Source organism: Methylobacterium endophyticum (assembly GCF_050591105.1).
Classification (GTDB): domain Bacteria; phylum Pseudomonadota; class Alphaproteobacteria; order Rhizobiales; family Beijerinckiaceae; genus Methylobacterium.
Map to the genome: position 1 here is coordinate 95,573 of NZ_JBNHES010000001.1, position 25,263 is coordinate 120,835.

The window sequence follows — 25,263 nt, forward strand, 5'->3', positions numbered from 1 at the left end:
CCGTCCCATGCGTTCCGCGTCCCGCCTCGTTCCCCTGCCCGCCCTCGCCGCCGGCCTGCTCTGCGCCGCGAGCGCCATGGCGCAGACCTTCTCCGGTTTCGGTCCGGCGGGCCCCCTGGTCCTGCCGAAGACCCCGGATGCCGCGCGCCCCGCCGCCGTCGCCGCCGAACCGGCCGCGCCGACGGAGACCGTCCGCGATCCCGTCCTGCGGCGCCTGCCGTCCGTGGCGACGCCGCTGCGGCTCTGGGGCGAGAACGGCGACATCGTCTGGGCCTTCTACGCCACCGAGGCGGAGGCCCGCACGGGCGGCCGATTCCAGATCGGCTACCGCGCCGCCGTCTCGGTGCTGCCCGAGGTCTCGCGCCTGACCCTGCGCATCAACGGCACCGTCATCGGCGAGGACCCGATCGAGGGGGCCAGGGGCCTGCGGACGGTGAGCTTCGACGTGCCGCCGGGGGCGCTGTCGCGCGGCTTCAACGCCGTGCGGGTCACGATGAGCCAGCGGCACCGCGTCGACTGCTCGGTGGCCGCCACCTACGAGCTCTGGACGCAGATCGATCCCGACGCCACCGGCTTCGCCTCCGCCGCCTCGGGGCTCGGCGAGCCGGGGGACATCGCTGGGGCTCGGGTCTCCGCCGACGGCGCGGTGCCGATCCGGCTGATCCAGGCGGGCGAGCGCCTCTCGGAGCGCGAGGTCGAGCGTCTGCTCGGCGCCTTGCAGGACACCGTCCTGGCCGGCCGCTTCGCGCAGCCCTCGGCCGATTTCGGTCCGTCCGTTCCCGGTGGGGACGGGCTCGCCCTCGCGGTCGGGCCGGCGGACCAGCTCGCCAGGGCGCTCGATCTGGCGCCGCTCGGCCCGGTCTCCGGTCCCCGCCTCGCCCTGCTGCCGCGCGCCGCCGGGCGCCGGCCGGTCCTCGTCGCCACGGGGGCGAGCGAGTCCGACGTGGCGCGCAGCCTCGCCGAGCTCCGCGACCTCCATGCCGGCCCTCCGCCGGGAACGCCCCTCGGCCTTCTCGCCCTGGCCGATGCCGGCGGCCGGCGCATCGAGGGCGGCGAGGTCGTGGCGCTCGGCGATGTCGGCATGGCCGACGCGCATGTCACCGCCGGCACGCACCGGATCGGCGTCGATCTCGCCCTCCCCCACGACGTGCTGGTGGCGGATTACGACCGCCTGACGCTCGAGCTCGACGGGAGCTATGCGGCCGGCCTCGCGGAGGGAGCGCAGATCGCCGTCGCGATCAACGGCGTCAGCGCCGGCAGCACCCCGCTGGCCCGGCCGGGCGGCGAGAGCTTCCGCCGCCGCGCGATGTTCCTGCCGCTGCGCCTGCTGCGCCCCGGCCTCAACCGCGTCACCATCACCGCCGAGCTGCCGAGGGAGGAGGACAAGGACTGCCGGGCCGAGGCGTCGGCCCCGCGCGAGCGCCTGACGCTCCTGGCCACCACCCGCCTGCGCATCCCGCCCCTGGCGCGCATCGCCCGCCAGCCCGATCTCGCCGGGACCCTCGGCGCCGGCTTCCCCTACGCGCAGGGCCAGCGGCGGACGATGCTGAGCGTGCCCGCCCCCGACCGCGACAGCATGGCCGCCGCCGCGACGCTCGCCGCGAGGCTGGGGCTCGCGGCGGGCCGTGCGATCCCGTTTCCGGAGGCGCTCGCCTGGTTCAAGCGGGCGATCGCGCGCGGGGGCGACGCCATGGTCGCCCACGGCCTCGCCCATACGCTGCGCGAGCTCGGGTTCCGGCGCGAGGCGGAGGACGTCGCCTATGCCTGGCGCGAGCCGCTCGTGAACAACACGCTCCTCTTCATCGACCTCCTGGAGAGCGACCTCACCCGCGCGATCCCGCCGGCGATCGAGCCCGAGCGGCTGAAGCGCTACGGGCAGGTCACGGCCGCCACCGCGTCCGGCGAGGGCGCCCAGGCGCTCGCCTGGTACGCCTACAACAACTGCCAGTTCGACGTGGCGCTCGGCTGGTTCAAGCGCGCGATGGCGTGGTTCCCGAAGCAGGACACCGCCTACGGCTACGCCCTCACCCTGCGCCGCCTGCACCAGCAGCGCGCCTTCATCGAGACCGTGAACCGCTACGACGGTCTCTTCCCGAAGGTGGTGGACCTGCTGTTCCAGCCGCCGAGCGACCACCCGATGCCCTGCGAGCAGGTGCCGGCTAAGCCCGTCGCGCAGCCCGTCGCGGCGGTGCGGAGCTCGGGCTATCTCGATCTCTCCTCCTCCGGGGAGCCGGCTCCGGGGCGGCGCTGGCGCGTGCCCGGCCCCGAGGATCTCGGCGCGCCGGCGGCCATCGCGCCTCCGGTCCGCCGCAACGATTTCCCCATCGCCGTGCAGATGGAGAACGACCTGCGCGTCGCCCCGACCGGCACGCCCGACGGGTCCGCCGCCGAACTGCGCTGGCCGGCCCATGCGATGGGGCGGCCCTCGACCGTGGCCCGGCGGGTGCCCGGCGTCGGCGCGATGCCCTACGAGCGCTTCGGCTTCTCCCTCAAGCCCGGCTGGAACGGCGAGGAGGCGGCGAGCGCCCCGACGGCCGCCGAGAAACCGGCGCCCATCGGCACGCTCTGGTCCGACCAGCACGGCGCGGCCAATGCCCGCTCCGACGTCTCCAGCACCGGCTCGATCCAGCCCCACTCCTTCCGCCAGCGAAACCGCGCCCCGTGATGACCCGCCTCCCCCTCCTCCTCGCCGCCGCCCTCGCCCTCGGGGGCTGCAACGCCCGCACGGCGACGGTCTCCGCCCCGGCCGCGCGCTACGCCAGCCTCGACGCGGCCCTCGCCGCGCCGGGCGAGCCGCCCCGCGCAAGGCGGGCGATGCCCGTCGCGCAGATGCCCGCCTGGATCGGCCGCCCGGTCGGCCTGAGCGAACGGGACGAGGCCGGGGCGTTCGAGCAGACGGTCTCCCTGAGCCTGACGCCGAAGGGCGCAAGCCGGCCGAACGCGATCACGGTCGCGATGGCGCCTTCGGACGGATTGGGCGCCGCGATGGGCAAGCCGACCGAAGGCGGCATCCGCGCGGAGCTGGAGGCCGCCTTTCCCGGCATCGCCATGCGGGTGGTCGAGCGCCCCTCCGCCAACGCCTACGGGCCCTACGGCCTCGCCATCGGGCGCGGGGCGGCGGGCGGACGCTGCCTCTACGCCTGGCAGTGGATCGAGCAGGCGCCCGCCCTCCAGGCCGGCGGCACCGGCGGCCCGCTCTCGCTGCGGGTCCGGCTCTGCCGCGCCGACATCACCCTGGAGGCGATGGCGGCGGCGGTGAACCAGTTGCGGCTCGTCCCCTACGCGGAGCAGCGCCCGGTCGTCGCTCGGCCGGAGCCGGCGCCGCGCCGGCGGACCCGCCACGCACGGATCGCGCCCGTCGCGGCGGCGTTGGCCGAGCCCGCCTCCCCTCGCCCGGCCGCCGCCGCGCCGGACGTGCCGGGCCGGCGCTATCTCGGCGCGGAATCGGTCCCGGCGGCCGAGCCGGAGCGCTCCCACGGGGCGCTCGCCGGACCGGGAGCCGGCATCGTCCGCGCGACGCTTGCCGGGCCCTCCGCTTCCGCCCCGGCCTCCCCCGCCGTCGCGGGCTCCGTCGACCTTCCGCCCGAGGCCTATCGCGGGCCGTCCGGCACCCAGGCTCGGTGATCGAGCCTCAACCGGGATGAGTTCAGTGTCGATCACCTCCACCGCGAAGACGGCCGACGCGCCGGGGATCGGGAGCCGCATCCTCCTGGTCGAGGACGACCCCGGAAGCCAGGACCTGATCCGGGCGCTCTGCGAGAGCCGGGGCGATACCGTCGATGTCGCAGCCGACGGGTTCCTCGGTCTTCGCCTGCTGAGCGAGCGCCGCCACGAGGTCGTGCTGGTCGATTATCACCTGCCCGAGATGGACGGCTATGCCCTCGCCCGCCTGATGCGGGAGCTCGGCCGCCCGGAAGGACGGCTCTGCCTCATCGGGATCACCGCCGACCGGCATGGGCTCGCCTCGCGGCGCGGGGCGGACACGCTGTTCGACGCGATCCTCGTCAAGCCGCTGGAGCCGCGCGCCCTGTTCGCCACGCTGGAACGGCTCCGGCGCCCCGAGCCCGCCCCCGCGCCGTCGCCGACCGACGATCCGGCCGACATGCTCTGGCGTAGGAGCGGCCTGCCCGGCCGGCCGCGCGCGATCCTGCGCCCGGAGCCCTCCGCCGCCGAGGCCGAGGCGGTCGGGCAGGCCTTCGCCGTGGTGAGCGCGCCGGAGGAGGCCGACATCGTCCTCGTGAGCGACGAGGCGGGTCTCGCCGGCCTGCGGGATCTGCGCGCCGAGGGGGCCGCCTGGCTGCTGCCCGCCTTCGACCTGACCGGACGCATCGGCGCCGCCTGCGACGGCGGGTTCCGGGTGGGTGATCCGAACGCGTGGGCGGCGCTCGCCCGCACCTGCCTCGCCTTCGGCGAGCGCCGCGCCGCGCTGCCGCCGGCCGCCCTCGCCTCGCCGGAGCCCAAGGACCGGCTCGCCGCGCTGATGTTCGTCGCCGATCGCGGCCTGCGGCTCGGCGCCGGGGACGAGCCCGCCGGATCCTTCTACGAGACCGGCTGCTCCAGGGCGGGGCTGATGGCGGCGCTCCTCCAGCTGATGGAGGCGGGTTCGCTGGCCTGCAAGCCGTTCGAGGGCGGTCTCTCGGCGGTGCTCACCCCGGCCGGGCGCGAGGCCCTCCTCGGCGGCGCGCGTCCCGTGCCCTGCCCGGTCCCGCATCGGCCGCAGCCGGCGGACGGCCCTGCCGCAGCCGCCGCTCACCCCCTTGACCGGGAGGCGGCGATGGCCGACGCGGAACCGCCCCGTCGATCCGCCCCGCCGCCGATGCTGTTCAACACTCAGACCTTCGAGGAACTGCACGCCCTGCTCGGTCCCGAGCGGATCGAGCGGATGCTCACCCATATGAGCAACCTCATCGACGCGTCCTTCGCGCCCGGCAGCGATGCGGCCACCGTCGCGCGCCAGGCCCACAATCTCATCTCGATCGCCGGAAGCCTCGGCTTCGAACGCCTGGTCAAGGCGTGCCAGGCCGTTCAGGAGACCGTCGTGGCGGGGGCGGACGAGGCCGAGAGCGTGGCGCATGTCCGGGAGATCGTATCGGCGTCGCGGACGATCTGCGCCGAGAGGCTGGCCTCGGTCCGCGCGGGATAGGCGTTCCGGGCCGGGAGAAGCAGCGCGGAGGCCGCCCTATCGCGGCGACGGTTCCGCCGCCGCCGCTCCGGGCTCCGGCTCGATGGGGCCCCGCCCCGGCCCGACGAGCCACTCGCCGACGAGGGACAGCGTCGCCCGGTACAGCACCACGCCGCGCTCGTCCCGAACGCTCGCGCTGAGCGTGCGGCGGTCGCCGTTCGGGATCCGGTCGCTCGCCATGTCGGGGAGCGAGGCGAGGGCCAGGCGCCGGGCGGCGGCGGCGTCGTGCAACTCGTGGCCGACATCGTCGACGACCAGCTGCTCGTCGTCGTCGGTGTCGATGAAGTAGTGCGGCAAGCCGGCCTCCTTCAGCCCTTTCCCTCGCCGGGGAAACCGGCGCCCGTGCGGTTTGTTCTGCGCGCCTCGCCGGAAAAAGCGTGCACGGGCCGAGGACTGCGTCCGAGGATTAACCTGGGTTGTGGAGAGACGGCCTCGCGGCTGGCTAGAGACGGCTGACATCAGCGGCTGGGAGGGCGGTGCGCTTCCGCTGCTCCCGCACGTCGAAGCCGCCATGAATCCCGATCCCGAGCATCCGCTACGGCTGTTCATCCGTAAGCTGGACGGCATCGCCGCGCTCGGCGACGATGCGCGGCAGGCCATCGAGCAGTTGCCGATCACGGTCAGGACCCTGACCTCCCGGCACGATATCGTCCAGTTGGGCGACCGGCCCTCGCAATGCTGCCTGATCCTCGCCGGCTGGGCCTGCCGCTACATGCTGCTCGACCAGGGCCGGCGGCAGATCCTGTCGTTCCACATGCCCGGCGACATCCCGGACCTGCTGAGCCTGCATCTCGGCGTCATGGACCACAGTCTCTGCACAGTGGGGCCGGCGACGGTGGCGTTCGTCTCCCACAAGAGCGTCCGCGACCTGACCGCCCGCTTTCCCGCGCTCGCCGCCATGCTGTGGCGCGAGACCCTCGTCGACGCCTCGACCTTCCGGGGATGGATGGTCGGCATCGGCCGGCGCTCGGCGACGGAGCGCGTCGCCCATCTCTTCTGCGAGCTCTACGTCCGGCAGCAGGCTCTCCAGCTCGCCTCGGACTGGCGGTGCAGCGTCCCCTTCACCCAGACCGATCTCGCCGACGCCCTCGGGCTGACGAACGTGCACGTGAACCGGGTGATCCGCGATCTGCGCAAGGACGGGCTGGCCACGCTCCGCACCGGCGAGCTCGTCATCCACAAGTGGCAGGAGCTCGTCGCGCTGGCCGAGTTCGATGCCGTCTACCTTCACCTGAACGCGCACGAGACGCCGGCCGAGGTGTAGGCCCGGACCGCTCGGGAGCCCCTTGACCTTCCATGGTGGGAACCCGCAGCGTATGGCGAAGGTCGCCATGCGCCACGCCGACGACCCATGGAGCCGGCAACGGGCCTGGTCGATCATCGTGGAGCAGCAGCGCAAGATCGCCGAGATGCAGGCCTGGCTCGCCCGCCACGGGGCGAGCATCCCGCCCGGCGGCCAGCCGAGGCACATCATGAACGCCGTTCCTGCCGCTCCCAGCAGCCGGAACCGGGCACGCAGGCCGAGGCGGCGGGCCACTCATGGGCGCCGGGATCGGGCATCCGCTAGGCTAGCGCCGGGCGCCCGAGGGCGGGGTCCGGTCGCTGCGGTCTTTCGGGCCCGGCCGGCGCAGACACGGCGATCGCATCGGTCGGACCCGCGTCGGGATCCCGAGCGCGTGGAGGGCGGCGATTGACAGGCCGCGGCGTCGCGGCCAGATCTTCGCCCGGACGTGTAAAAGTCACGGCCCGGTCGGTAGTCCGGGTGGCATTTACGCTCGTACGAGTGTCCACGCCGATCCGTGGACACCTCCGGCACGTCCTTTCCGATGAACAGGAAAGGTGTGTCCGATGCTCATCTCCAAATGGCTCGTCGCGTTCGTTGCCGTCTATGGCGGCCTCGGAGGCGTTCTCTTCGATGCCGTCATCCCGGCGACTGCCCGGCAGCACCAGGGCAATCCGGCATGGCCGCCCCATGCCAAGTTCCACAACGGCCAGACGATGATGCTGGGCGTGCTCAACATGGTCCTGGCGCTCGTCGTGCTGTTCGCCCTGCCGCCGACGCTGCCCACCCTTCTGGTCGCCGCCGCGCTGGCCGAGATCTATTTCGCCTCCATGCTGCTGGCGCCGCTCTTTCCGGGCACCGCCTGGAGCGATCCGGAATTCGCCGACCTCAATCCGCACCCCCTCGGGATTCCGATCCAGAAGCTCCTGAGCCTGCTGGCGACGGGCGTCGTCCTCGTCGCGGTCGCCCTCGCCGTCGTGCCGCGCTGAGAGCAAGGGGCACGACCGGCATGAGCGGGTCGGGAGGGCATGGACGCCCTCCTCCCCGGCAACCTCCGGGAGGCGGTCGAGCCCTTCCGCTCCGAGGCCGAGACACCGAGAGACGGGCGGCCGCGCGCCTCGGACCGCGCCGCGCCGGGCGCCGGACCTTCGAATCGTCACAAGGCGCGCATCACCGCAGCAGGCGATATCGCGTGCCGAGCAAGAGACTTGAGAGAAATCGAGGATTTAGGCTGGTGCTGCGAGAGAGGATTGAACTCTCGACCTCTTCATTACCAATGAAGTGCTCTACCACTGAGCTACCGCAGCATGGCGCCGCGCCGTTGGGCGTCACGCGACCGGGTGGGGCTCTAGCGGATCGATTCCGTCTTGGCAATCGCGGCGGCTGCGATTGCCTGTCGGAAATCGCGCCCCGGAAGGGAACGCCCGCCGGACTCAGGCGGTGGGATCGCGCTTGAGCGCCGCGCGGATGATCGCGGCCAGCCCCGCCTCCACCACCGCGTCCGCCGCCTCGGAGGGGGTGAACCAGCGGTTCTCGCGCTCCTTCTGCTCGGGCCAGCGCTTGAGCTGCTTGCGGACCTCGAGGGGAAACACCTTGACCTGGCACAGGACCGAATCGCGGTTCTTGAGGCGCTTCTCGTAGAGGTAGAAGCCCAGCGGCCGCTTGCCGATCTGGCCGACGATGCCGGCCTCCTCGTAGGCTTCCTGCGCCGCCGCCTCGAAGGGCTTGCGCCCCCGCATCGGCCAGCCTTTCGGGATCACCCAGCGGCGGCTTTCCCGCGATGTCACGAGAAGCACGGAGCAGCCGCCATCGGGCTCCCGGCGAAACGGGAGCGCGCCGACCTGCCGTCTCGGCTCCCGTTGCAGATCTGTGGGCATCACGGTCATGAGACGAGAATGCCGCAGGCGCGACGACGTTTCATGACGCTTCCGGGGATGGTCCCGCCGGCGAGGCCGAGCGGAAGGGGGAACGGGATTGCCCGAGCCCGGCAATAACCGCGGTGCGATCCGCATCTCAACGGTAATTTAACCGGCAAACCAATTTATCCCGTTCCGTTGCCTCGGCGCACGGGCCGGCTCAGCCGTTGACGCTGAGGTTCTCGATGAGCCGGTTGAGGTCCGCCCGCATGGCGCGGATCTCCGGCTCGGTGAGGTCGAGCTGGCACATCACGGTCTCGCGGACCTGGGCCGCCTCGCCGCGCAGGTCGCGGCCATGGGGGGTGAGGCTGATCTCGACCTCGCGTTCGTCGGACCGGCGGCGGCTGCGCAGGAGAAGCCCGCCGGTCTCGAGCCGTTTCAGCACGGGCGTCAACGTGCCGGAATCGAGCCGAAGCCGGCGCCCGATCTCGGATACGGTGAGGCCCTCGCCCTCCCACAGGACCAGCAGCACGAGATATTGCGGGTAGGTCAGGCCGAGCCGGTCCAGAAGGGGGCGGTACGACTTCGTCATGCGGTGCGCCGCCGCGTAGAGCGCATAGCAGAGCTGATTGTCGAGCAGCAGCGGATCGTTGGCCGCGCCGGGCATCTCGTCGAGAGCGTTCACGATCACATCCACACCGCGGCCGGGCGCCGGAAAGACGCCGCCCGCTCGTTCGCCGCCGCACGATAACCGACCCATCGTGCCTTCGTACATGAAGAATCGGGCGTTCCGCACGCCCTCGCCATCATCGGCGGCCGTGGCGTCGCGTCTTTCCGGCGCGGTGGCGCGTGGCGGCGCCCCCCGGCCGATGCAGGCCCGGCGACGAAAGACGCCGCGCGGGACAGGCCCGATAAAAAGCGGGGCCGCAGGGGGTTGCCAAGGCTGAAACGACCCTCTAGACCGCAGCCCGGCCGGAGCGAGACACCCGCTCCGCCCACCGCGCGCCCGTAGCTCAGCTGGATAGAGCACCAGACTACGAATCTGGGGGTCAGAGGTTCGAATCCTTTCGGGCGCGCCAAACTACGCTTTGATTCCGAACAGAATAGCAGACGTGTCCGGTCGGCATGTGCGTCGTGCCCGGTCTGCTGCCGCGTGATCTGCCGTTCCATCACTGGTCGGATATCGACCTCGACGGCACCTGAATCTTCCTCACGGTCGAATGCGCCATCGCCTCGGACACGCCGGCGGCCAGGCGCATCCGCGCAATCCGCGACCCGGCCCCCTACAGGTCCAGGGTCAAACCGGTTTTCCTCGCCCCTTCGCGTGCTCGACCGGGCAGCGCACGACAGATCAATGCCTCGCCAGGGGCGCAATCGAACGAGGGCTTCGTTTCATAGGCGACCGTGCCCGCCCGGACCGGCACAGGGCAGGATCCGCAACGACCGCTTCGGCAGCCGTAGGCCGGCGCGAGCCCCAGGCCCTCGGCGAGATCGAGGAGCGAGCCGTCGCCGGGATGCCACATGGCCTGCTTGCCCGACCTGGCGAACGTCACGAGAACCGGTTCCGTGGAGACGGGGTCTTGGGGGAGCCGTGGGGGACGTTCTCCGTCACGCCGGAAAGAGGACGGCCCGAAGGTCTCCGCGTGAATGCGCTCGTCCGCGATGTTCAGGCTTCGCAACCCGTCATACATGGACTGCATGAACGCGGCCGGGCCGCACAGGTAGAAATCGTAGTCGTCGAACGGCAGCGTCGCGCTGAGCATCGGCATGTCGATGTGCCCGCTGCGGTCGTAGTCGGTGTCTTCGACGGCATCGGTCGGGTCGCTCAACAGCCGGATCAGCCTGACCGTGCCCTGGGACGCGGAGGCGAGCGTTCTCAATTCGTCCGAAAAGGCGCGCTCTCCCACTGTGCGCGCCGCGTAGAAAAGCCAGGTCGGCCTGGTTCGCCGGGTCCGCGCCCCCTCCGACACGATGTGATGGAGCATGGCGACCATCGGGGTGATCCCGATGCCGGCGGCGAGCAGGACCGCCGGTCGCGGACGCGACGTGTCCATCGTGAAGGCGCCGGTGGGCGACCGCACCTCCAGATGGTCTCCGACCTCGACGCTCTCATGCAGATGGCGTGAGACGAGACCGTCACGTTTGACGCTGATCCGGTAGTGATCGGACGCGGGGGCACTCGAGAGCGTATACGTCCGCACCAGCGGCCCGGATCGGCCGGGGATGGTCACCCTGATGGGCAGATGCTGTCCGGCGGCGGCAGGGATCGACCCGGCGCCGTCCACGGGCGACAGGTGGAAGGAGCGAACGGAATCGCTCTCGTCCGCGATGTTCGTCACGCGGAACGGGCGCCAGCTGTCCCGCAGCGGCATGGCCTCGATGCGCCTGCGCGCGTCGTCCCAGGAGCCGGTCAGCAAGGCGTTGGGCGATATCGAATCGTCGCCCGCCTGCCAGCGGATCGGCAGCGCGCGCGTCCGGCGGACCATGCGCGTGGGCTTGAACGTCCACAGGCGCTCGGCGCCCTGGAAGGCGGCGATGTCCGGCCCCTCGAGGACGACCCGTGCCTCGCCGGTCAAGTGCAGCATGTCGCCGGTTTCGAAATCGATGAACAGCAGTCCCGCGCGCGGGTTGATCAGGATATTGCCGAGCGTGTTGAAGAAGAGATTTCCGGCGAAGTCGGGAATGGTGAGGACGTCGTCTTCGTCCAAGCGGACGAAGCCGGGTTTCCCGCCGCGATGCGAGACATCGACCTGACGGCGGCCATCCTCCGGATCCGCATAGGATGCGACGAAGAACGTATCGGCTTCGCGCACCAATGCGCGGGCGGCATCGTCCAGCCCATCGCCGGCATGGACGGGACCGGCCGCCGTTTCCCCCTCCTCGGCCAGGCGGTCGGATCGGATGCGGATATATTGCGGGCAGTTGCCGAAACTCTGCTCCACACGGATGTCGAACCCCGAGGAGCTTCGGCGACCGATCGTTCCGTTCATGCGGTTCCGCCGCCGCGTACTGAACTCGATGCCGAGCAGCCCGACCGCCTTGTCGCGATCGAGCCCCGCTTCGGCCGGGTCGTTCCCGTCTGGCGGCACGGCGAGATGGAGCGTCTTCTCGTCGAGGGCATGCGCGAAGCCCGGCTTTCCGAACCGAAGCGTCGCCCACGCGTCTCCCGCGGGATCGACCGTGCCCAGCACCACGAAGGAAAGCCGCGGGAAGAACGCGCGATGCTGCGCGATCAGATGGTCGCGAATGACCGCCGGGCCACGCTTCTCCATCCGATCCGCCACGCCGAAGCGCTCCTGGAGCGTTCGCTCCCCGGCGTGCCAGGGACCGGAGGCCGTCGCGACAGCCATCGTAATCGTGTCCCGCGCAGGTGGTATCCCGGTCGCCCCGTCAGGCCGTCGCCGACAGGCCGGCGGCGGTTTTGGCGAGGGGAACGAAGCCCGGCACGCTCTCCACCCTCGGCAGCCAGGACGCGATGTTGCCGTAGGAGGAGATGTCCACGTTCCCCTCGGGGGCGCGGGCGATGTAGCTGTAGAGCGCCAGATCGGCGATCGTCAGGTGATCGCTCGCGATCCACTGGCGTCCCGCCAAGGCATCGTCGATCAGCGCGAGAACCTTGTGAGCCTTGGCGATCGCCTGCTCGGCATCGAAAGGCAGCTTGAACACCGTCACCAGCCGCGCGGTGCAGGGGCCGTTGGCGATCTCGTTGGCCGCGACCGACAGCCATTTCTGGACCGCGGCGGCGCCGGCGGCGTCCTCGGGAAGCAGGTCCGTGCGACCGTATTTCTTGGCCACGTAGACGAGGATCGCGTTCGAGTCGGCGATGACGAGGCCGTCATCCTCCAGCACGGGCACCTGGCCGAACCGGTTGAGCGCGAGAAACGAAGGCTCGCGATTGCCCCCCGGCGCGAGCTCGATCAATTCCGGCGTGGCTCCCACGATCGACAGGATCAGGCGGGCTCTGTGCGAGTGACCTGACAGGGGGAGGTGATGCAGCTTCATCGTTCGATATCCGTGCCCGAATGGAGTGGCGCGAGCGGCGCTGCGCTCTCGGCCCCCCGATCCTATTCACGTAACCCGCGAAGAGAACGCTCGGCCTGCGGAACTGTCTGTTCCATGAGATGGAATGGTCGCGGATAATTTGCGCGGTCGCATCTGCGTGTGGAACAATTGTCGCGACGCCGGAGGTGGGCCCTTGGATCGTTTTTCGGCAATGACGGTGTTCGCCAAGGTTGCCGAGTTGAACGGGTTCGCCGAAGCCGCGCGCCAGTTGAACATGAGCCCGCCCGCCGTGACCCGCGCCGTCTCGTCCCTCGAAAGGCAGATCGGCGCTCGGCTGCTGATCCGGACCACGCGCCTCGTCAAATTGACGGAAGCCGGGCACCGATACCTGGAGGACGTGAAACGCATCCTGGCCGATGTCGAGGAGGCCGAGGCGGCGGCGAACGGATCCTATTCCACGCCGACGGGAACCCTCACGGTGACGGCTCCGATACTGTTCGGCCAGATCTTCATCCTGCCGATTCTTCTGAGCTTTCTCGACCAATATCCGGCGGTGACGGGCAGAACCCTGTTCGTCGACCGGATCACCCATCTCGTCGACGAGGATATCGACGTCGCCGTCAGGATCGGCGCTCTGCCCGATTCGGGGTTCTCGGCCGTCAGGATCGGTTCGGTGCGGCGGGTCGTCTGCGGAGCGCCGGATTATTTTCGCGCGCGTGGCATCCCCCGGCATCCGGACGAGCTCCGGCAGCATCGCATCATCGCCTCCTCGAACACTTGGCCGAAAACCGAGTGGACGTTCGGCAGGGCCGAGGAAATCGCCATCGCCACGCAGCCGGCCCTCTTCTGCAACACGAACGAGGCGGCGATCTTCGCGGCGCTGGGCGGACACGGGGTAACGCGGGTGCTGTCCTATCAGATTCAAAGCGCGCTCCAGGCCGGCACCCTCGTGCGGGTTCTGGACGCGTTCGAGCCGGACCCTCTTCCCATTCACCTGCTTCACGCGGAAGGCCGCCGCGCGGCGGCCAAGGTGCGTGCGTTCATCGACTTCGCCAGGGATGCGCTGAGCCGATCCGAGTTGTAGCGATGGCCGGTGGATCGGCGATGAGCCCTGCGTGCCGATGGACCCGCCGCATATCCGGGCCTCCCGCATCGGATGGGCGAGCCCAGCCGAATCTCGCCGGCTGTCGGCCGCAGCCGGTTCCTCGCGCGGACGGGCACGATACGTGCTGCTCCCGTTTTTAGTTTTCGACCTTGGGTTGTCGGCCGTCGGGCGGGCGTCGTCGGCCTGGACGGCAGGCCCGGCCCGGAATCGGCGGGCTCCGACGGCATGGAGCTCGTCGTCGCCACCCACGACATCGCCATCACCGGCAAGGATTTCGTCGGGCATACCGTCGGCGCGATCGTCGCCGCGAACACCGATCTGCGCCACGGCATCTACGTGCTCGCCGTCACGCGGGGCGGGGTGAAGCTCGACCTGAAGGACGACACGGCCATGTCCGGGCCGGCCCCCGTCCCGAGCGACAAGACGGATTTCGCCTTCCACGGGCTCGGCCTCGTCCTCGGCCCGCTGGTCGTCGCGTTCGTCGAACGAAATGGGAGGCACTGCCATGACCGACTACAGCCAGTTCGCGAAGCTCAGCCTCTTCGAGCTCAAGGACGAGCTCATCAAGCTCGCCTCCGGCAAGGCCGACAAAGGCCGGACATGGCGATGCTGAATGCCGGGCGCGGCAATCCGAGCTTCCTCGCGCCGCTGCCGCGCCGCGCCTTCTTCCGCCTGGGCCTGTTCGCGACGGCGGAATGGGAGCAGTCCTTCTTCCCCAACGAGCTCCTGTTCCGGATCGCCGACGAGACCGGCATCGTGCTGTTGCCGGGGCGCGGCTTCGGCACGCAGCATCCGTCAGGGCGCGCCTCGCTCGCGAGCCTGGCGGGACATGCCCCGGATCCCGCCCCGATGGAGATGGCCGGTGCGCCGGGGCTCGCCCTTCCTGGGGATGCGCGGTGAGCGCGCGGGCAAGGCCGCCCGAGGGTTCGAGCAGCCTGCCGGCGTCGTTGTGGAAGAACTCTCTGCCGGAGCAGAGGCTTCCAGTGTTCAGTGGCGAGTTCGCGCTGTCAACGAAAGCGTATTCTCAATATCGTCCCTCGCAGGAGAGAGATTTATCGGGCGCTCTACCTGCGCAAGAATGTTTATTCGTCTCGATGGCGGAGGTACGAAAGAGACCGTTGGAAGATGATGGGCCGCATCGGGCCGGTCGTTGGCCGTTCGAGCGGCGTATCCATGCGTGAAAATCCGACCCCCCTGAAAATGACCGATCGCGCGCTATCGATCCATGATGGTGCCGTTCTCCCGGATCGTCATGGATAAACGCAAAGAATATTCTACGGCGCGCGCAATCTTCGAAAATCCCCTTCGTTGACGACGTGCCGATCCGGCTCGATCCTTGGGGGACGGTTGCCGGTCGACGTCGCGGCGCCCTCTCCCCTCGAGTGCCGATGACCACCGCCGTTCCGCCCCCCGACCCCGCCCGCATCCTCGCCGAGGGTTTCGCCGCCCGCGCGGCCGAGCACGACCGCAGCGGCGCCTTCCCGCATGCCAACGTCGCCGCCCTGCACCGGGCCGGGCTGCTGGCGCTCACGGTGCCGCGCCGGCTCGGCGGCGGCGGCGCGGGTCTCGCGCGCGCCGCGGAGGTGGTCGGGGCCATCGGCGCGGGCGATCCGGCCACCGCCCTCGTCCTGGCGATGACGCTGTTGCAGCACGGGCTGATCCACCGGGACGGCTCGCCCTGGCCGCGCCCCGTCTCGGACGCGCTCGGCCGGGAGGCGGCGTCGCATGGCGCCCTCGTCAACGCCCTGCGGGTGGAGCCGGAGCTCGGCACTCCGGCTCGCGGCGGCCTGCCCGCGACGCTCGCCCGGCGGGACGGCGAGGGTTGGCGCGTCAGCGGCCGCAAGATCTACTCCACGGGCGCGCCGGCCCTGTCCCACGGCATCGTCTTCGTGCGCACCGACGAGGCCGAGCCCCGGATCGGCAACCTGCTCGTGCCCCTCGGCGCGCCGGGCGTGCGGATCGAGGAGACCTGGGACCATCTCGGCCTGCGCGCCTCGGGCAGCCACGACGTGATCTTCGAGGACGTGCCCGTCCCCGGCGGCCACGCCGTCGACCTGCGCCCGCCCGCCGGCTGGCAGGCGCCGGACGCGCTGCAACAGGCCTGGAGCTGCGCCCTGCTCGCCGCCCTCTACGACGGCGTGGCGCGCGCGGCGCAGGGCTGGTTCCTCCGCTTCCTGCGCGAGCGGACGCCCGGCAGCCTCGGCGCGCCGCTGGCGAGCCTGCCGCGCTTTCAGGAGGCGGCCGGCGAGACGGCTCGCCTGCTCGCGGTGAACGCCCGCCTCGTCGCGAGCCTCGCCGCGCAGACCGACGCGGACGGGCCCCCGGATCCGCGCGAGTCGGGCTTCGTGAAGATCACCGTCACCGAGAACGCGATCCAGGCGGTGCAGCGCATCGCCGAACTCTGCGGGAATGCCGCGCTCTCGCGCAAGAACCCGCTGGAGCGGCATCTGCGGGACGTCCTCTGCGCCCGCATCCACTGGCCGCAGGGCGACGCCGTGCGGGCCGCCGCCGGCCGGGCCGCCCTCGGCGCCTGACCCTTCACAAGGAGATCCCATGAGCCTGCTGCCTCCCGAGCGGACCGAGTTCATCGGCTTCGTCGCCCCCCGCGAGGTCTCGGAGACGCGCGACCCGCAAGGGCCCGCCATCGACCGCGACTACCTGCGGCTCCTCGCCCAGGCCCATGAATGGGGCGGCTTCGACCGCGTGCTCGTCGCGTTCTACGCGACGGCGCCCGACCCGCTGCTCCTCGCCGCCGAGATCGGGGCGGTGACGGAACGGATCGGGCTGATGATCGCCCACCGCACCGGCTTCACCGCGCCGACGGTCGCCGCGCGCCAGTTCGCGACCCTGGACCGGCTCACCGGCGGGCGCGTGGCGATCCACGCGATCAGCGGCGGCGACGACCGCGATCTCGCCAGGGACGGCGACCACCTCACCAAGGACGAGCGCTATGCGCGCACGGGGGAATTTCTCGACATCCTCCGCCTGTCCTGGACCTCGGCGGCGCCCTTCGACTACGCGGGCGCGCATTACCGGGTGGCGGGCGGCTTCTCGGAGGTGACGCCGGTCTCGGGGATCCCGGTCTATTTCGGGGGCGCCTCCCCCGCCGCGCTCGCGGTCGCCGGGCGGCACGCCGACACCTACGCCCTCTGGGGCGAGACCCACGATCAGGTCCGCGAGCTGATCGGCCGGGTGCGGGCGGAGGCGGCCCGCCACGGGCGCGCGCCGCGCTTCAGCCTCTCCGTCCGTCCGATCCTGGCGGAGACGGAGGAGCGGGCCTGGGCGCGGGCGGAGGAGATCCTGGCCCAAACGCGGGCGCTGCGCGCGGCGAAGGGGCTCGGGCCGGCGGCCGCGCCGCAGAACGAGGGCTCCCGCCGGCTGCTCGCGGCGGCGGCGGCGGGCAAGCGGCTCGACAAGCGGCTCTACACGGCCATCGCCGCCGAGACCGGCGCGTCCGGCAACTCCACCGCCCTCGTCGGCACGCCCGAGCAGGTGGCGGAGGCGCTGCTCGACTACCACGACCTCGGGGTCCGCACGTTCCTCATCCGGGGCTTCGACCCGCTGGAGGATGCGCTCCTCTACGGGCGGGCGCTGCTGCCGGCCTTCAAGGATCTGCTCGCCCGCCGCGCCGGCACGGCGGAGGCCGCCTGATGCGCCGCCTCGCCGCCCTCGCCGTCCTTCTCCTCGCTCTCGTGCCCGCCCGCGCCGAGGAGGTTCTTCGGGTCGGCGACCAGCGCGGCAACGCCCGCGCCCTGATGGAGGCCGCCGGCGTCCTCGACCACCTGCCCTACAAGCTCGAATGGAGCGAGTTCCCGGCCGCCGCGCCTCTGCTGGAGGCGCTCAACGCCGGCGCGATCGACGCGGGCGGGGTGGGCGACGCGCCCTTCACCTTCGCCGCCGCGGCCGGGGTGCCGGTGAAGGCGTTCCTGGCCTTCCGCAACCGGCAGGACGGGCTCGCGATCCTGGTCGCGCCCGCGTCGCCGATCCGCAGCGTGCGGGACTTGCAGGGCAAGCGCATCGCCACCAATCGCGGCTCCATCGGCCATCAGGTGGTGCTGGCCGCCCTCGAGGAGGCGGGGCTTCCCGCCGACAGCGTGCGCTTCCAGTTCCTCCCCCCGGCCGATGCCAAGCTCGCCCTCGCCTCGGGCGCCGTCGATGCCTGGTCGACCTGGGAGCCCTACACCTCGGCGGCGGAGCTTTCCGGCCTGGTGCGCGTGCTGCGCGACGGCAACGGCATCACGCCGGGCCTCAGCTTCGCGGTGGCGAGCGACGGCGCGCTGACGACGAAGCGCGCGCTGCTCGCCGATTACGCGGCGCGCCTCACCCGTGCCCGCGCCTGGGCGCTCGACGATCCGGCCCCTTACGCCGCCGTCTGGTCGAAGCTGATCGGCCTGCCCGAGACGGTGCCGCTGCGCTGGTTCGGACGGGCCCGCTACCGCACGGTGCCGATCGACGCGGCGGTGATCGCCGACGAGCAGCGCATCATCGACCTCTATGTCCGCGCGGGGCTGATCCCACAGGCCCGCGCCCCCCGCGCCGAGGCGATCCTCGATCCCGGATTTTCCGAAGCGCTCGCGGCCGTGCGATGATGCGGCCGGAGGAGGCGACATGCACGATAGCGGCGACGGCCATACGCACCATCACGACGGGCACGAGCACGCGCACGGTCATGCGCAAGATCACACGCATGACGGCGGCGAGCGCTGGAAGCACGACGGCGTGCGCGTCATCCCCGGCGACCGGCTCGACTCCAACACCGCCCAGACGCCCGGCATGTTCCGGCAGGCCGCGGTCAACGCCGCCCGCGTCGGCGCCCAGAAGATCTGGGCCGGCACGGTGGCGATCGAGCCCGACGCCAAGACCGGCGTCCACCATCACGGTGCCCTGGAGAGCGTGATCTACGTCGTCTCGGGACGGGCTCGGATGCGCTGGGGCGAACGGCTCGAATACGTGGCGGAAGCCGGGCCCGGAGACTTCATCTTCGTGCCGCCCTTCGTGCCGCATCAGGAGATCAACGCCTCCACCGACGAGCCCCTGCATTGCGTGCTGGTGCGCTCCGACAACGAGGCCGTGGTCGTCAACCTACCCGACGTCGCGGCGGCCGAGCGCCCGGAGAGCGTCTACTGGGTCGATCCCATCCACAGGCGCCCGTGAGGGAATCACCTTTCAACGAGTGGGCGGGGCATCGCTCCGCCCGCTTGCCGCCGTCGATGGTTGTTCGGCTATAGAGCTCGTATAGCCGGGACAGGCGGCAAAATTATTCCGTCCATGGCGCGTGCGCCGAAGAGTACGTTCGAGCCACCCCTCTTCATCCCGAGAGATTCAAAAATAAAGGCCGCCCCTGTCTGCGGCCAAGTCACGGGACTGTCTTCGTGTCGAACCTAATCCGGTGCCCGTCGATCGCGGGGCAGTGATCGGATACCGGCGGCCGAGATCGGCGATGCCGGGCCGGATCGACCCGAAGCCGAGGGCCGCCATGCCGTACACGCTCCAGATCCTGCACGCCTCCGACTGGGAGGGCGGCCTGCTCGCGACCCAGCGCGCCGCGAATTTCGCGGCCATCGTCGACCGGCTGGAGGACACCACGCCGAACTCGATCACCCTGTCGACGGGCGACGGCTGGATCCCGAGCCCGTTCTTCATCGCCGGCGCCGATCCGCAGATGGTCGCCACCTATAACGGCGTCTACAACCAGCTCTACGGGCTCTCGGGCGCCGGCGCCTATACGCGCCTGACCGCCTCGCCGGGCCGGGCCGACATCACCATCCAGAACATCGTCGGCGTCCAGGCCGCCGTCTTCGGCAACCACGAGTTCGATTCCGGCCCGACCGAGGTCGCCAACATCATCGGCGCCAATCTCGGCTCGGCGGCGGGCGCCGCCGACGACACCTGGGTCGGCGCGCAGTTCCCCTATCTCTCGGTGAACCTGAACTTCTCGCGGGAATCGGCGCTCTCCGGCCTCGTGCACCGCGACGGCGACGCGGCGACCTTCGCCCAGACCGGCCCGACCTCGACCCAGACCGGCACCGGCGCCGACAAGATCGCCCGCTCGACCATCATCGAGGAGAACGGCGAGCGCATCGCCTTCATCGGCGCGACCACCCAGCTCGAGCCGCTGCTGACGACGCTGGGCAACGTCACCCTCGACGGCTTCAGCGGCCAGGACAACATCCGGCTGCTGGCCGACCAGATCAACGCCGAGGTCGACCGCGTGCTCGCGGCGAATCCCGGCATCAACAAGGTCATCGTCGGCACCCACCTCCAGCAGCTCGCCAACGAGCAGGCCCTGGCGCCGCTGCTGCGCAACGTCGACGTGCTGATCGGCGGCGGGTCGCACACCCTGCTCTCCGATGCCGACGACCGGCTCTTGCCCGGCGACAGCTCGGGGGGCGCCTACCCGCAGTTCTACACCAATGCCAGCGGCCAGACCCTGGTCCTGGTGAACACCGCCTCCGAATACTCCTATGTCGGCCGGCTGAACCTCACCTTCGACGATGCCGGCAACGTCATCCGCGATTCCATCTCGACGGCGACCTCCGGGGCGGTGGCCGTCGACGACACCACGGTGGCGCAGCTCTACGGCTCGACCGCCGCCGCCTTCACGCCGGGCAGCCGCGGCTACCTCGTACGCGAGGTGATCGAGGGGCTCGACGTCAACAACGACGGCGTCCAGGAGACGCCCGGCATCGCCGACATCATCCGCCAGCAGGACGGCAACATCCTCGGACGCACGAGCGTCTATCTCGAAGGCCGGCGCGGCGAGGTCCGCACCGAGGAGACCAATCTCGGCGATCTCACCGCCGACGCCAACCTCTGGTACGCGCAGCAGTTCGACCGCTCCGTCACCATCTCCATCAAGAACGGCGGCGGCATCCGCGACTCCATCGGCTCGTTCTCGACCGCCGGCGGCGGCACCGCCGAGCTGCCCCCCGCCGCCAACGCCTCCGCCGGCAAGGCGAGCGGCGACATCTCGCAGCTCGACGTCACCAACTCGCTGCGCTTCAACAACAACCTCTCCCTCGTCACCCTGAGCGCGTCCGAGCTGGAGCGCGTGCTCGAGCACGCCGTCGCGGCCGCCGCGCCCGGCGCGACGCCGGGCCAGTTCGCGCAGATCGGCGGGGTCAGCTTCTCCTACGACGCCACGCGCCAGGCCCAGACCCTCGATGCCAACGGCAACGTCACCCGCGAGGGCCAGCGCATCCTCTCGGCGGCGATCATCGACGACCAGGGCTACCTGATCGACACCCTGGTCCAGAACGGCCAGCTCGTCGGCGATCCGAACCGCTCGTTCCGGGCCGTCACCCTGGACTTCCTGGCCACCGGCACGGCGGCGGCGCCGGGGCTCGGCGGCGACAACTATCCGCTCCCCGCCTATGGCGAGAACCGGGTCGACCTGCGCGGCGCCACGCCGCTCTCGCTGCCCAACGCCGAGAGCTTCGCGGCGCAGGGCACCGAGCAGGACGCCTTCGCCGAGTATCTCACAGCCTTCCACGCGACGACCCCCTACGGCACGGCCGACACCACCCCCGCCGGCGACACCCGCATCCAGAACGTCGCGGCGCGTGCCGACACGGTGCTCCAGCGCGGCGTCAACATCACCGGCACGGACGGCAACGACACCCTGCGCGGCACGCCCTACGCGGACATCCTGCGCGGGGGCGCGGGCGACGACACGATCTACAATAGCGCCGGCAACGACGTTCTGATGGGTGGGCGCGGCACCGACACCCTGGTCTTCACCTCGGCGCTGGCGGATGTGCGCGTCGAGACGGCCGGCGGCTTCACCGTCGTGACGGGGCCGGAGGGCAGCGACCGGATCTCCGGTTTCGAGCGGATCCAGTTCGCGGACACGACCGTCGTCCTCGACGACGGCAACCCGCTGGTCGACGACCTCTTCTACCTCGCCCGCAACCCGGACGTGCGCGCCTCCGGCATGGACGCCGACGCCCATTACGAGAAATACGGGGCCGCCGAGGGCCGCGACCCCGACGCCTTCTTCTCGACGCGCGGCTATCTCGCCGCCAACTTCGACGTCGCCAAGGCGGGCCTCGACCCGCTCGCGCATTACGACCAGCACGGCTGGCGCGAGGGCCGCGATCCGGGTGCCGCCTTCGACAACGAGTTCTACCTCGCCCGCAACGCGGACGTGCGCGCCGCCGGCATCGATCCGCTCCGGCACTATCTCGAGTACGGACAGTCGGAAGGCCGCGCCATCCACGAGGCGGTCGGCCGGCCCGGCGACATCGCCGGCGGCTTCGATGCGGAGTTCTACCTCCTGTCGAACCCGGACGTGGCCCGCGCCGCGTCGGCGATAGCGGGCGCCGGCGGAGACGCCTTCGCCTTCGCCCACTCGCATTACGACCAGTACGGCTGGCACGAGGGCCGCGACCCGAACGCGGTGTTCGAGACCAGCGCCTACCTCGCGGCCTACACGGACGTGGCCCGCGCCGGCATGAACCCGCTCGCCCATTACGACCAGTACGGCTGGCGCGAGGGCCGCGATCCGGCGACCGGGTTCGACAGCTCGGCCTATCTCGCCGCCTATCGCGACGTGGCCGCCGCCGGCATCGACCCGATGCAGCATTACCTCCAGTACGGCCTCTCCGAGGGACGCTCCGCCTTCGGCGACACCACCTTCGGACACGGCCTCATCGGCTGACGGGACGGGCGGCGGCTTCCCGGCGGGAGCTTGCCGCCTTCGTCAGAGGGTCAGGGCACGCGTCCGGCGAGGGCGAGGACGGTGTGGAGCAGGACGTTGGCGCCGGCGGTGCAGTCGTGCTCCTCGGCCCATTCCGCCTCGTTGTGGCTGACGCCGTCGCGGCAGGGCACGAAGATCATTCCGGCCGGGGCGCGCAGGGCGACGTTGCAGGCGTCGTGCCCGGCACCCGAGACCATGCGGCGATGGCTGAAGCCGAGCATCCCGGCCGAAGCCTCGACGGCGGACACGATGGCGGGATCGAACGGCACCGGCTCCTTGCGCCAGATCCGGGTCAGCTCGACCGTCAGCGACCGGCGCGCGGCGATGGCGGCGAGCGCCTCGCGGAACTCAGCCTCGAAGGCGTCCAGCGTCGCCGAGTGGGGATCGCGCATGTCGAGGGTGAAGCGCAGCGCCCCCGGCACCACGTTGCGCGAGGGCGCCTCGATCACCGCCTCGCCGACGGTCGCGACGGCGCTCGGCCCATGCGCGAGGGCGATGCGCTCCGCTTCCAGCGCGATCTCGGCGAATCCCAGCAGCGCGTCCCTGCGGCGCGTCATCGGCGTCGTCCCGGCATGGCTCTCGAACCCGGTGACGGTGCCGTCGAACCAGGCGATGCCCTGCCCGCCCTCGACCACGCCGATGGTCTTGCCTTCCGCCTCCAGGATCGGGCCCTGCTCGATATGCAATTCGACGAAGGCGCCGATCTCGCGCGCGCCGACCGGCTCCCCGCCCGCGCAGCCGATGGCGGCGAGCGCCTCCGCCACGCTGACGCCGTTCGCGTCCCGCCGGGACAGGATGTTCTCGACGGTGTAGGCGCCGGCATAGGCGGCCGAGGCCATCATCGCGGGGGCGAAGCGCGAGCCCTCCTCGTTGGTCCAGTTGACGAGGAGCAGGGGCGCCTCGGTCTCGATGCCGGCATCGTTCAGGCTGCGCATCACCTCGAGCCCCGCGAGGGTGCCCAGGATGCCGTCGAAGCGCCCGCCGGTCGGCTGGGTGTCGAGATGCGATCCGAAGGCGACGGGCTTGGCCGCCGCGTTCCGGCCCGGACGCAGCGCGAACTGGGTGCCGAGCGCGTCGGTGCCGACGGACAGGCCGGCCCCCTCGCAGGCTGCGCGGAACCAGTCGCGGACCTCGCCGTCAGCCGGGGACAGGGTCAGGCGGTTGACGCCCCCGGCCCGGCCGGGCCCGAAGGCGGCCGTGTCGTGGATGCTCGCCCAGAGGCGTCCTCCGTCGATGCGCAGGTTGTCGGTTCGGCCGGCCATCATCATCCTCACACGCGATACGATACGGAGTGCGCGACCCCGTCGCGCTCGCGCCGCCGGCCGCAAGTCGCGGGCCGTGGCGCATGCCGCTCCCAGGAGCTTGGCATGCGCCGGGCTCGGCCGTCGCGCTTCGTTTTTTTTCCGTCCGCCATCGGATGCCGGCCGGGCCGAGGCACGCCCTTTGCGTCGTCCTCGGCACTTCCATGGCGGAAGTCCCAACGACTTGAGCCCCGCGCCCTCCAACGGTCGCGGGGCTTTTTTCACTGCGCCGGTTCGACCGCCTGGCAGCGGCGCGATATCGGCTGTGGATATGGACGAGATTCCAGCTTGCTTCGTGCCGTGTAGGCTGGTGCGACACGCATGTGCTCGACGCCCGCGAAATGAGGTGTCGAGCCGGAGGAAACCGCCAGATGAAAACCGTCCTTCTCGCGAGCGTCGCCCTGTCCGTCGCGGCCTTGACCCCGGCGATGGCTCTCGACGTCACCAAGACCGCCACCATCGCCGCGCCGCCCGCGACGGTCTGGAAGACCATCGGCGGCTTCTGCGGCATCGGCGACTGGCACCCCGTCGTCGAGAAATGCACCCTGTCCGACAAGGGCGGCAAGAAGCACCGCACCCTGAGCCTCAAGGGCGGCGGCACCATCCTCGAGGAGGAGCAGGCCCGCGACGACAAGGCGATGAGCTACACCTACACGATCGTCGAAAGCCCCCTGCCCGTGTCCGACTACAGCTCGACCATCGCCGTGGCGAAGGACGGTGCCGGCTCCAAGGTGACGTGGACCGGCCATTTCAAGGCCAAGGGCGCTCCCGACGCCAAGGCCCAGGAGGTCATCGGCGGCGTCTACGACGCCGGCCTGAAGGGCATTTCCGAGAAGGCGAAGTAACCGCCTCCCTCGCCCTCAGCGGTCGCCCCGGCCGCCGAGGATATGGGAGCCGCCCGAGAAAGATATCGATGACCGCCACCGCCTGGATCGCCGACGCGGGCCACGCCGGCATGGTCACGCTGCCGGACGGCGCGAGCGCCGTCTAGCGGCCGCGGTCGTCCAACCTTCCCAAGGGCACCCGGATCAGCCTCGTCGCGTGCGATCCCGCCAAGCCGGGGCCCTCCACGTCAGGTTCCCGGCCGATACCGTGATCGCGCCCCATACGCACGCCCAGCCCGAGACGCTCACGATCCTCTCCGGTTCGATCTTCCACGAGCACGGGGAGAAGCTCGACAAGGCGGCCGGCAAGGAGCTCGAGGCCGGCGGCTTCGTCTCCCTGCCCCAGGACATGCCGCATTCGCTCTGGACCACGGGCGAGCCGGTGGAGCTTCAGGTCAACGGCACCGGCCCCTTCGGCCTGAACGACATCGTCCCCGCCTTCGCCCGCTCCCGGCGGAACGCGTCATCGCCCGAGCTTCGACACCAGGGCGCGGGCTCCGGCGGTGACGTCGGCCCAGGTGCGGTCGAAGCCCTCGTCTCCGCCGTAATACGGGTCCGCCACCGGCTCCCCCGCCCTCCCCGGCACATGGTCGAGGAGGAGCGAGAGTTCGGCACTCCCTTCGGGCCGTATCCGCTCCAGCGCCGCGAGGTTGTCCCGGTCGAGCGCGACGACATGGCTGAATCGGTCGAAATCGGCCCGCTCGACCTGCCGGGCGCGCAAGCCCGAGATGTCGACTCCGTTGCGGCGGGCGACGGCCTGGGCGCGCCGGTCGGGCGGCTCGCCGGCATGCCAATGGCCGGTGCCGGCGGAATCGGCCTCCGCGTCGAGCCCGGCGCGTGCCGCCTCGGCGCGGAAGGCGGCCTCGGCCAGGGGAGAACGGCAGATGTTGCCGAGGCACACGAACAGGATTGCGGGCTTGCGGGCGGACATGAGCGACCTCGGCGGAAGACGA

19 protein-coding genes, 2 tRNA genes and 2 pseudogenes are annotated in these 25,263 nt (G+C 71.2%); 15 read left to right on the forward strand and 8 right to left on the reverse strand.

Translation table 11 applies throughout. The features are described from left to right. Nucleotides 1–7: 7 nt before the first annotated feature. The 3 genes from ACP56T_RS00455 to ACP56T_RS00465 are packed head-to-tail and all read left to right on the forward strand — an operon-like array spanning nucleotide 8 to nucleotide 5,143. Nucleotides 8–2,665 carry a cellulose biosynthesis cyclic di-GMP-binding regulatory protein BcsB gene (locus tag ACP56T_RS00455; RefSeq protein WP_430910163.1) on the forward strand — a complete coding sequence of 886 codons (2,658 nt, stop codon included), beginning with the start codon at nucleotides 8–10 and terminating at the stop codon, nucleotides 2,663–2,665. After that, nucleotides 2,665–3,624 (forward strand): cellulose biosynthesis protein BcsN, encoded by a 960-nt coding sequence (gene bcsN, locus ACP56T_RS00460; protein ID WP_430910164.1) that lies wholly within the window; start codon nucleotides 2,665–2,667, stop codon nucleotides 3,622–3,624. The genes ACP56T_RS00455 and bcsN overlap by 1 nt, the downstream gene beginning before the upstream one ends. Nucleotides 3,625–3,640: 16 nt before the next feature. Next, nucleotides 3,641–5,143, forward strand: a complete 1,503-nt coding sequence (locus ACP56T_RS00465; protein ID WP_430910165.1) for a response regulator — start codon at nucleotides 3,641–3,643, stop codon at nucleotides 5,141–5,143. Between the two features lie 36 nt (nucleotides 5,144–5,179). Here the strand turns inward: ACP56T_RS00465 and ACP56T_RS00470 are convergent, their stop codons facing one another. After that, nucleotides 5,180–5,479, reverse strand: a complete 300-nt coding sequence (locus ACP56T_RS00470) for a DUF6894 family protein (protein ID WP_430910166.1) — start codon at nucleotides 5,477–5,479, stop codon at nucleotides 5,180–5,182. A gap of 214 nt (nucleotides 5,480–5,693) precedes the next feature. Here ACP56T_RS00470 and ACP56T_RS00475 point away from each other — a divergent pair, with 214 nt between their 5' ends. The 3 genes and pseudogenes from ACP56T_RS00475 to ACP56T_RS00490 form a co-directional block, all read left to right on the forward strand. Next, on the forward strand, nucleotides 5,694–6,446 hold the full coding sequence (locus tag ACP56T_RS00475) for a Crp/Fnr family transcriptional regulator (protein WP_430910167.1): 753 nt from the start codon (nucleotides 5,694–5,696) through the stop codon (nucleotides 6,444–6,446). Nucleotides 6,447–7,030: 584 nt separating this feature from the next. Next, complete coding sequence (locus ACP56T_RS00485) at nucleotides 7,031–7,453, forward strand: DUF6640 family protein (RefSeq protein ID WP_430910169.1); 423 nt, start codon at nucleotides 7,031–7,033, stop codon at nucleotides 7,451–7,453. Between the two features lie 39 nt (nucleotides 7,454–7,492). Next, nucleotides 7,493–7,597, forward strand: a pseudogene (locus tag ACP56T_RS00490) (IS5/IS1182 family transposase); the annotation flags it as partial. Nucleotides 7,598–7,696: 99 nt separating this feature from the next. Here ACP56T_RS00490 and ACP56T_RS00495 read toward each other — a convergent pair. The 3 genes from ACP56T_RS00495 to ACP56T_RS00505 form a co-directional block, all read right to left on the reverse strand. Then, a tRNA-Thr gene (locus tag ACP56T_RS00495) sits at nucleotides 7,697–7,771 on the reverse strand. A 126-nt stretch (nucleotides 7,772–7,897) separates the two neighbouring features. Beyond that, nucleotides 7,898–8,350 (reverse strand): NUDIX hydrolase, encoded by a 453-nt coding sequence (locus ACP56T_RS00500; RefSeq protein WP_430910170.1) that lies wholly within the window; start codon nucleotides 8,348–8,350, stop codon nucleotides 7,898–7,900. A gap of 190 nt (nucleotides 8,351–8,540) precedes the next feature. After that, complete coding sequence (locus ACP56T_RS00505; RefSeq protein WP_430910171.1) at nucleotides 8,541–9,005, reverse strand: MarR family winged helix-turn-helix transcriptional regulator; 465 nt, start codon at nucleotides 9,003–9,005, stop codon at nucleotides 8,541–8,543. 317 nt (nucleotides 9,006–9,322) lie between these two features. Here ACP56T_RS00505 and ACP56T_RS00510 point away from each other — a divergent pair. Next, nucleotides 9,323–9,399: transfer RNA gene (locus tag ACP56T_RS00510), tRNA-Arg, on the forward strand. Between the two features lie 204 nt (nucleotides 9,400–9,603). On the opposite strand, the gene ACP56T_RS00515 is transcribed toward ACP56T_RS00510, so the two are convergent. Then, nucleotides 9,604–11,670, reverse strand: coding sequence for an FAD-binding oxidoreductase (locus ACP56T_RS00515; protein WP_430910172.1), 2,067 nt, complete (start codon nucleotides 11,668–11,670; stop codon nucleotides 9,604–9,606). 40 nt (nucleotides 11,671–11,710) lie between these two features. After that, nucleotides 11,711–12,322, reverse strand: a complete 612-nt coding sequence (locus ACP56T_RS00520) for a glutathione S-transferase family protein (protein WP_430910173.1) — start codon at nucleotides 12,320–12,322, stop codon at nucleotides 11,711–11,713. Between the two features lie 193 nt (nucleotides 12,323–12,515). On the opposite strand from ACP56T_RS00520, the gene ACP56T_RS00525 reads away from it, so the two are divergent. The 7 genes and pseudogenes from ACP56T_RS00525 to ACP56T_RS00555 form a co-directional block, all read left to right on the forward strand. Then, nucleotides 12,516–13,406 (forward strand): LysR family transcriptional regulator, encoded by an 891-nt coding sequence (locus ACP56T_RS00525; RefSeq protein ID WP_430910174.1) that lies wholly within the window; start codon nucleotides 12,516–12,518, stop codon nucleotides 13,404–13,406. Between the two features lie 72 nt (nucleotides 13,407–13,478). Then, complete coding sequence (locus ACP56T_RS00530; RefSeq protein ID WP_430910175.1) at nucleotides 13,479–14,327, forward strand: hypothetical protein; 849 nt, start codon at nucleotides 13,479–13,481, stop codon at nucleotides 14,325–14,327. Between the two features lie 488 nt (nucleotides 14,328–14,815). Further along, the gene (locus ACP56T_RS00535) at nucleotides 14,816–15,961 is read left to right on the forward strand and encodes an acyl-CoA dehydrogenase family protein (protein ID WP_430910176.1); all 1,146 of its coding nucleotides are present in this window, start codon (nucleotides 14,816–14,818) and stop codon (nucleotides 15,959–15,961) included. Nucleotides 15,962–15,980: 19 nt separating this feature from the next. Then, entirely contained in the window at nucleotides 15,981–17,078 is a 1,098-nt protein-coding gene (locus tag ACP56T_RS00540) for an LLM class flavin-dependent oxidoreductase (RefSeq protein WP_430910177.1), read from the forward strand. Continuing rightward, on the forward strand, nucleotides 17,078–18,016 hold the full coding sequence (locus tag ACP56T_RS00545; RefSeq protein ID WP_430910178.1) for an ABC transporter substrate-binding protein: 939 nt from the start codon (nucleotides 17,078–17,080) through the stop codon (nucleotides 18,014–18,016). The genes ACP56T_RS00540 and ACP56T_RS00545 overlap by 1 nt, the downstream gene beginning before the upstream one ends. A 19-nt stretch (nucleotides 18,017–18,035) precedes the next feature. After that, entirely contained in the window at nucleotides 18,036–18,581 is a 546-nt protein-coding gene (locus tag ACP56T_RS00550) for a cupin domain-containing protein (RefSeq protein ID WP_430910179.1), read from the forward strand. Nucleotides 18,582–18,903: 322 nt separating this feature from the next. Continuing rightward, nucleotides 18,904–22,086 (forward strand): annotated as a pseudogene (locus ACP56T_RS00555) (5'-nucleotidase C-terminal domain-containing protein); the annotation flags it as partial. Between the two features lie 50 nt (nucleotides 22,087–22,136). Here the strand turns inward: ACP56T_RS00555 and ACP56T_RS00560 are convergent. Beyond that, nucleotides 22,137–23,387, reverse strand: a complete 1,251-nt coding sequence (locus ACP56T_RS00560) for a Zn-dependent hydrolase (protein ID WP_430910180.1) — start codon at nucleotides 23,385–23,387, stop codon at nucleotides 22,137–22,139. Between the two features lie 410 nt (nucleotides 23,388–23,797). Between ACP56T_RS00560 and ACP56T_RS00565 the strand changes: the two genes are divergently transcribed. Next, on the forward strand, nucleotides 23,798–24,271 hold the full coding sequence (locus ACP56T_RS00565) for an SRPBCC family protein (protein ID WP_430910181.1): 474 nt from the start codon (nucleotides 23,798–23,800) through the stop codon (nucleotides 24,269–24,271). Between the two features lie 502 nt (nucleotides 24,272–24,773). Here the strand turns inward: ACP56T_RS00565 and ACP56T_RS00570 are convergent. Beyond that, nucleotides 24,774–25,241 carry a low molecular weight protein-tyrosine-phosphatase gene (locus ACP56T_RS00570; protein WP_430910182.1) on the reverse strand — a complete coding sequence of 156 codons (468 nt, stop codon included), beginning with the start codon at nucleotides 25,239–25,241 and terminating at the stop codon, nucleotides 24,774–24,776. Nucleotides 25,242–25,263 lie beyond the last annotated feature (22 nt).

What these genes read in the sequence shown, in the direction of transcription:
- ACP56T_RS00535 (WP_430910176.1), top strand. Translation starts at nt 14,816, where the DNA reads ATGACCACCGCCGTTCCGCCCCCCGACCCCGCCCGCATCCTCGCCGAG.
- ACP56T_RS00515 (WP_430910172.1), bottom strand. Translation starts at nt 11,670, where the DNA reads ATGGCTGTCGCGACGGCCTCCGGTCCCTGGCACGCCGGGGAGCGAACG.
- ACP56T_RS00565 (WP_430910181.1), top strand. Translation starts at nt 23,798, where the DNA reads ATGAAAACCGTCCTTCTCGCGAGCGTCGCCCTGTCCGTCGCGGCCTTG.
- ACP56T_RS00545 (WP_430910178.1), top strand. Translation starts at nt 17,078, where the DNA reads ATGCGCCGCCTCGCCGCCCTCGCCGTCCTTCTCCTCGCTCTCGTGCCC.
- ACP56T_RS00500 (WP_430910170.1), bottom strand. Translation starts at nt 8,350, where the DNA reads ATGACCGTGATGCCCACAGATCTGCAACGGGAGCCGAGACGGCAGGTC.
- ACP56T_RS00560 (WP_430910180.1), bottom strand. Translation starts at nt 23,387, where the DNA reads ATGGCCGGCCGAACCGACAACCTGCGCATCGACGGAGGACGCCTCTGG.
- ACP56T_RS00540 (WP_430910177.1), top strand. Translation starts at nt 15,981, where the DNA reads ATGAGCCTGCTGCCTCCCGAGCGGACCGAGTTCATCGGCTTCGTCGCC.
- bcsN (WP_430910164.1), top strand. Translation starts at nt 2,665, where the DNA reads ATGACCCGCCTCCCCCTCCTCCTCGCCGCCGCCCTCGCCCTCGGGGGC.
- ACP56T_RS00530 (WP_430910175.1), top strand. Translation starts at nt 13,479, where the DNA reads ATGGGCGAGCCCAGCCGAATCTCGCCGGCTGTCGGCCGCAGCCGGTTC.
- ACP56T_RS00465 (WP_430910165.1), top strand. Translation starts at nt 3,641, where the DNA reads ATGAGTTCAGTGTCGATCACCTCCACCGCGAAGACGGCCGACGCGCCG.
- ACP56T_RS00520 (WP_430910173.1), bottom strand. Translation starts at nt 12,322, where the DNA reads ATGAAGCTGCATCACCTCCCCCTGTCAGGTCACTCGCACAGAGCCCGC.
- ACP56T_RS00550 (WP_430910179.1), top strand. Translation starts at nt 18,036, where the DNA reads ATGCACGATAGCGGCGACGGCCATACGCACCATCACGACGGGCACGAG.
- ACP56T_RS00485 (WP_430910169.1), top strand. Translation starts at nt 7,031, where the DNA reads ATGCTCATCTCCAAATGGCTCGTCGCGTTCGTTGCCGTCTATGGCGGC.
- ACP56T_RS00455 (WP_430910163.1), top strand. Translation starts at nt 8, where the DNA reads ATGCGTTCCGCGTCCCGCCTCGTTCCCCTGCCCGCCCTCGCCGCCGGC.
- ACP56T_RS00570 (WP_430910182.1), bottom strand. Translation starts at nt 25,241, where the DNA reads ATGTCCGCCCGCAAGCCCGCAATCCTGTTCGTGTGCCTCGGCAACATC.
- ACP56T_RS00475 (WP_430910167.1), top strand. Translation starts at nt 5,694, where the DNA reads ATGAATCCCGATCCCGAGCATCCGCTACGGCTGTTCATCCGTAAGCTG.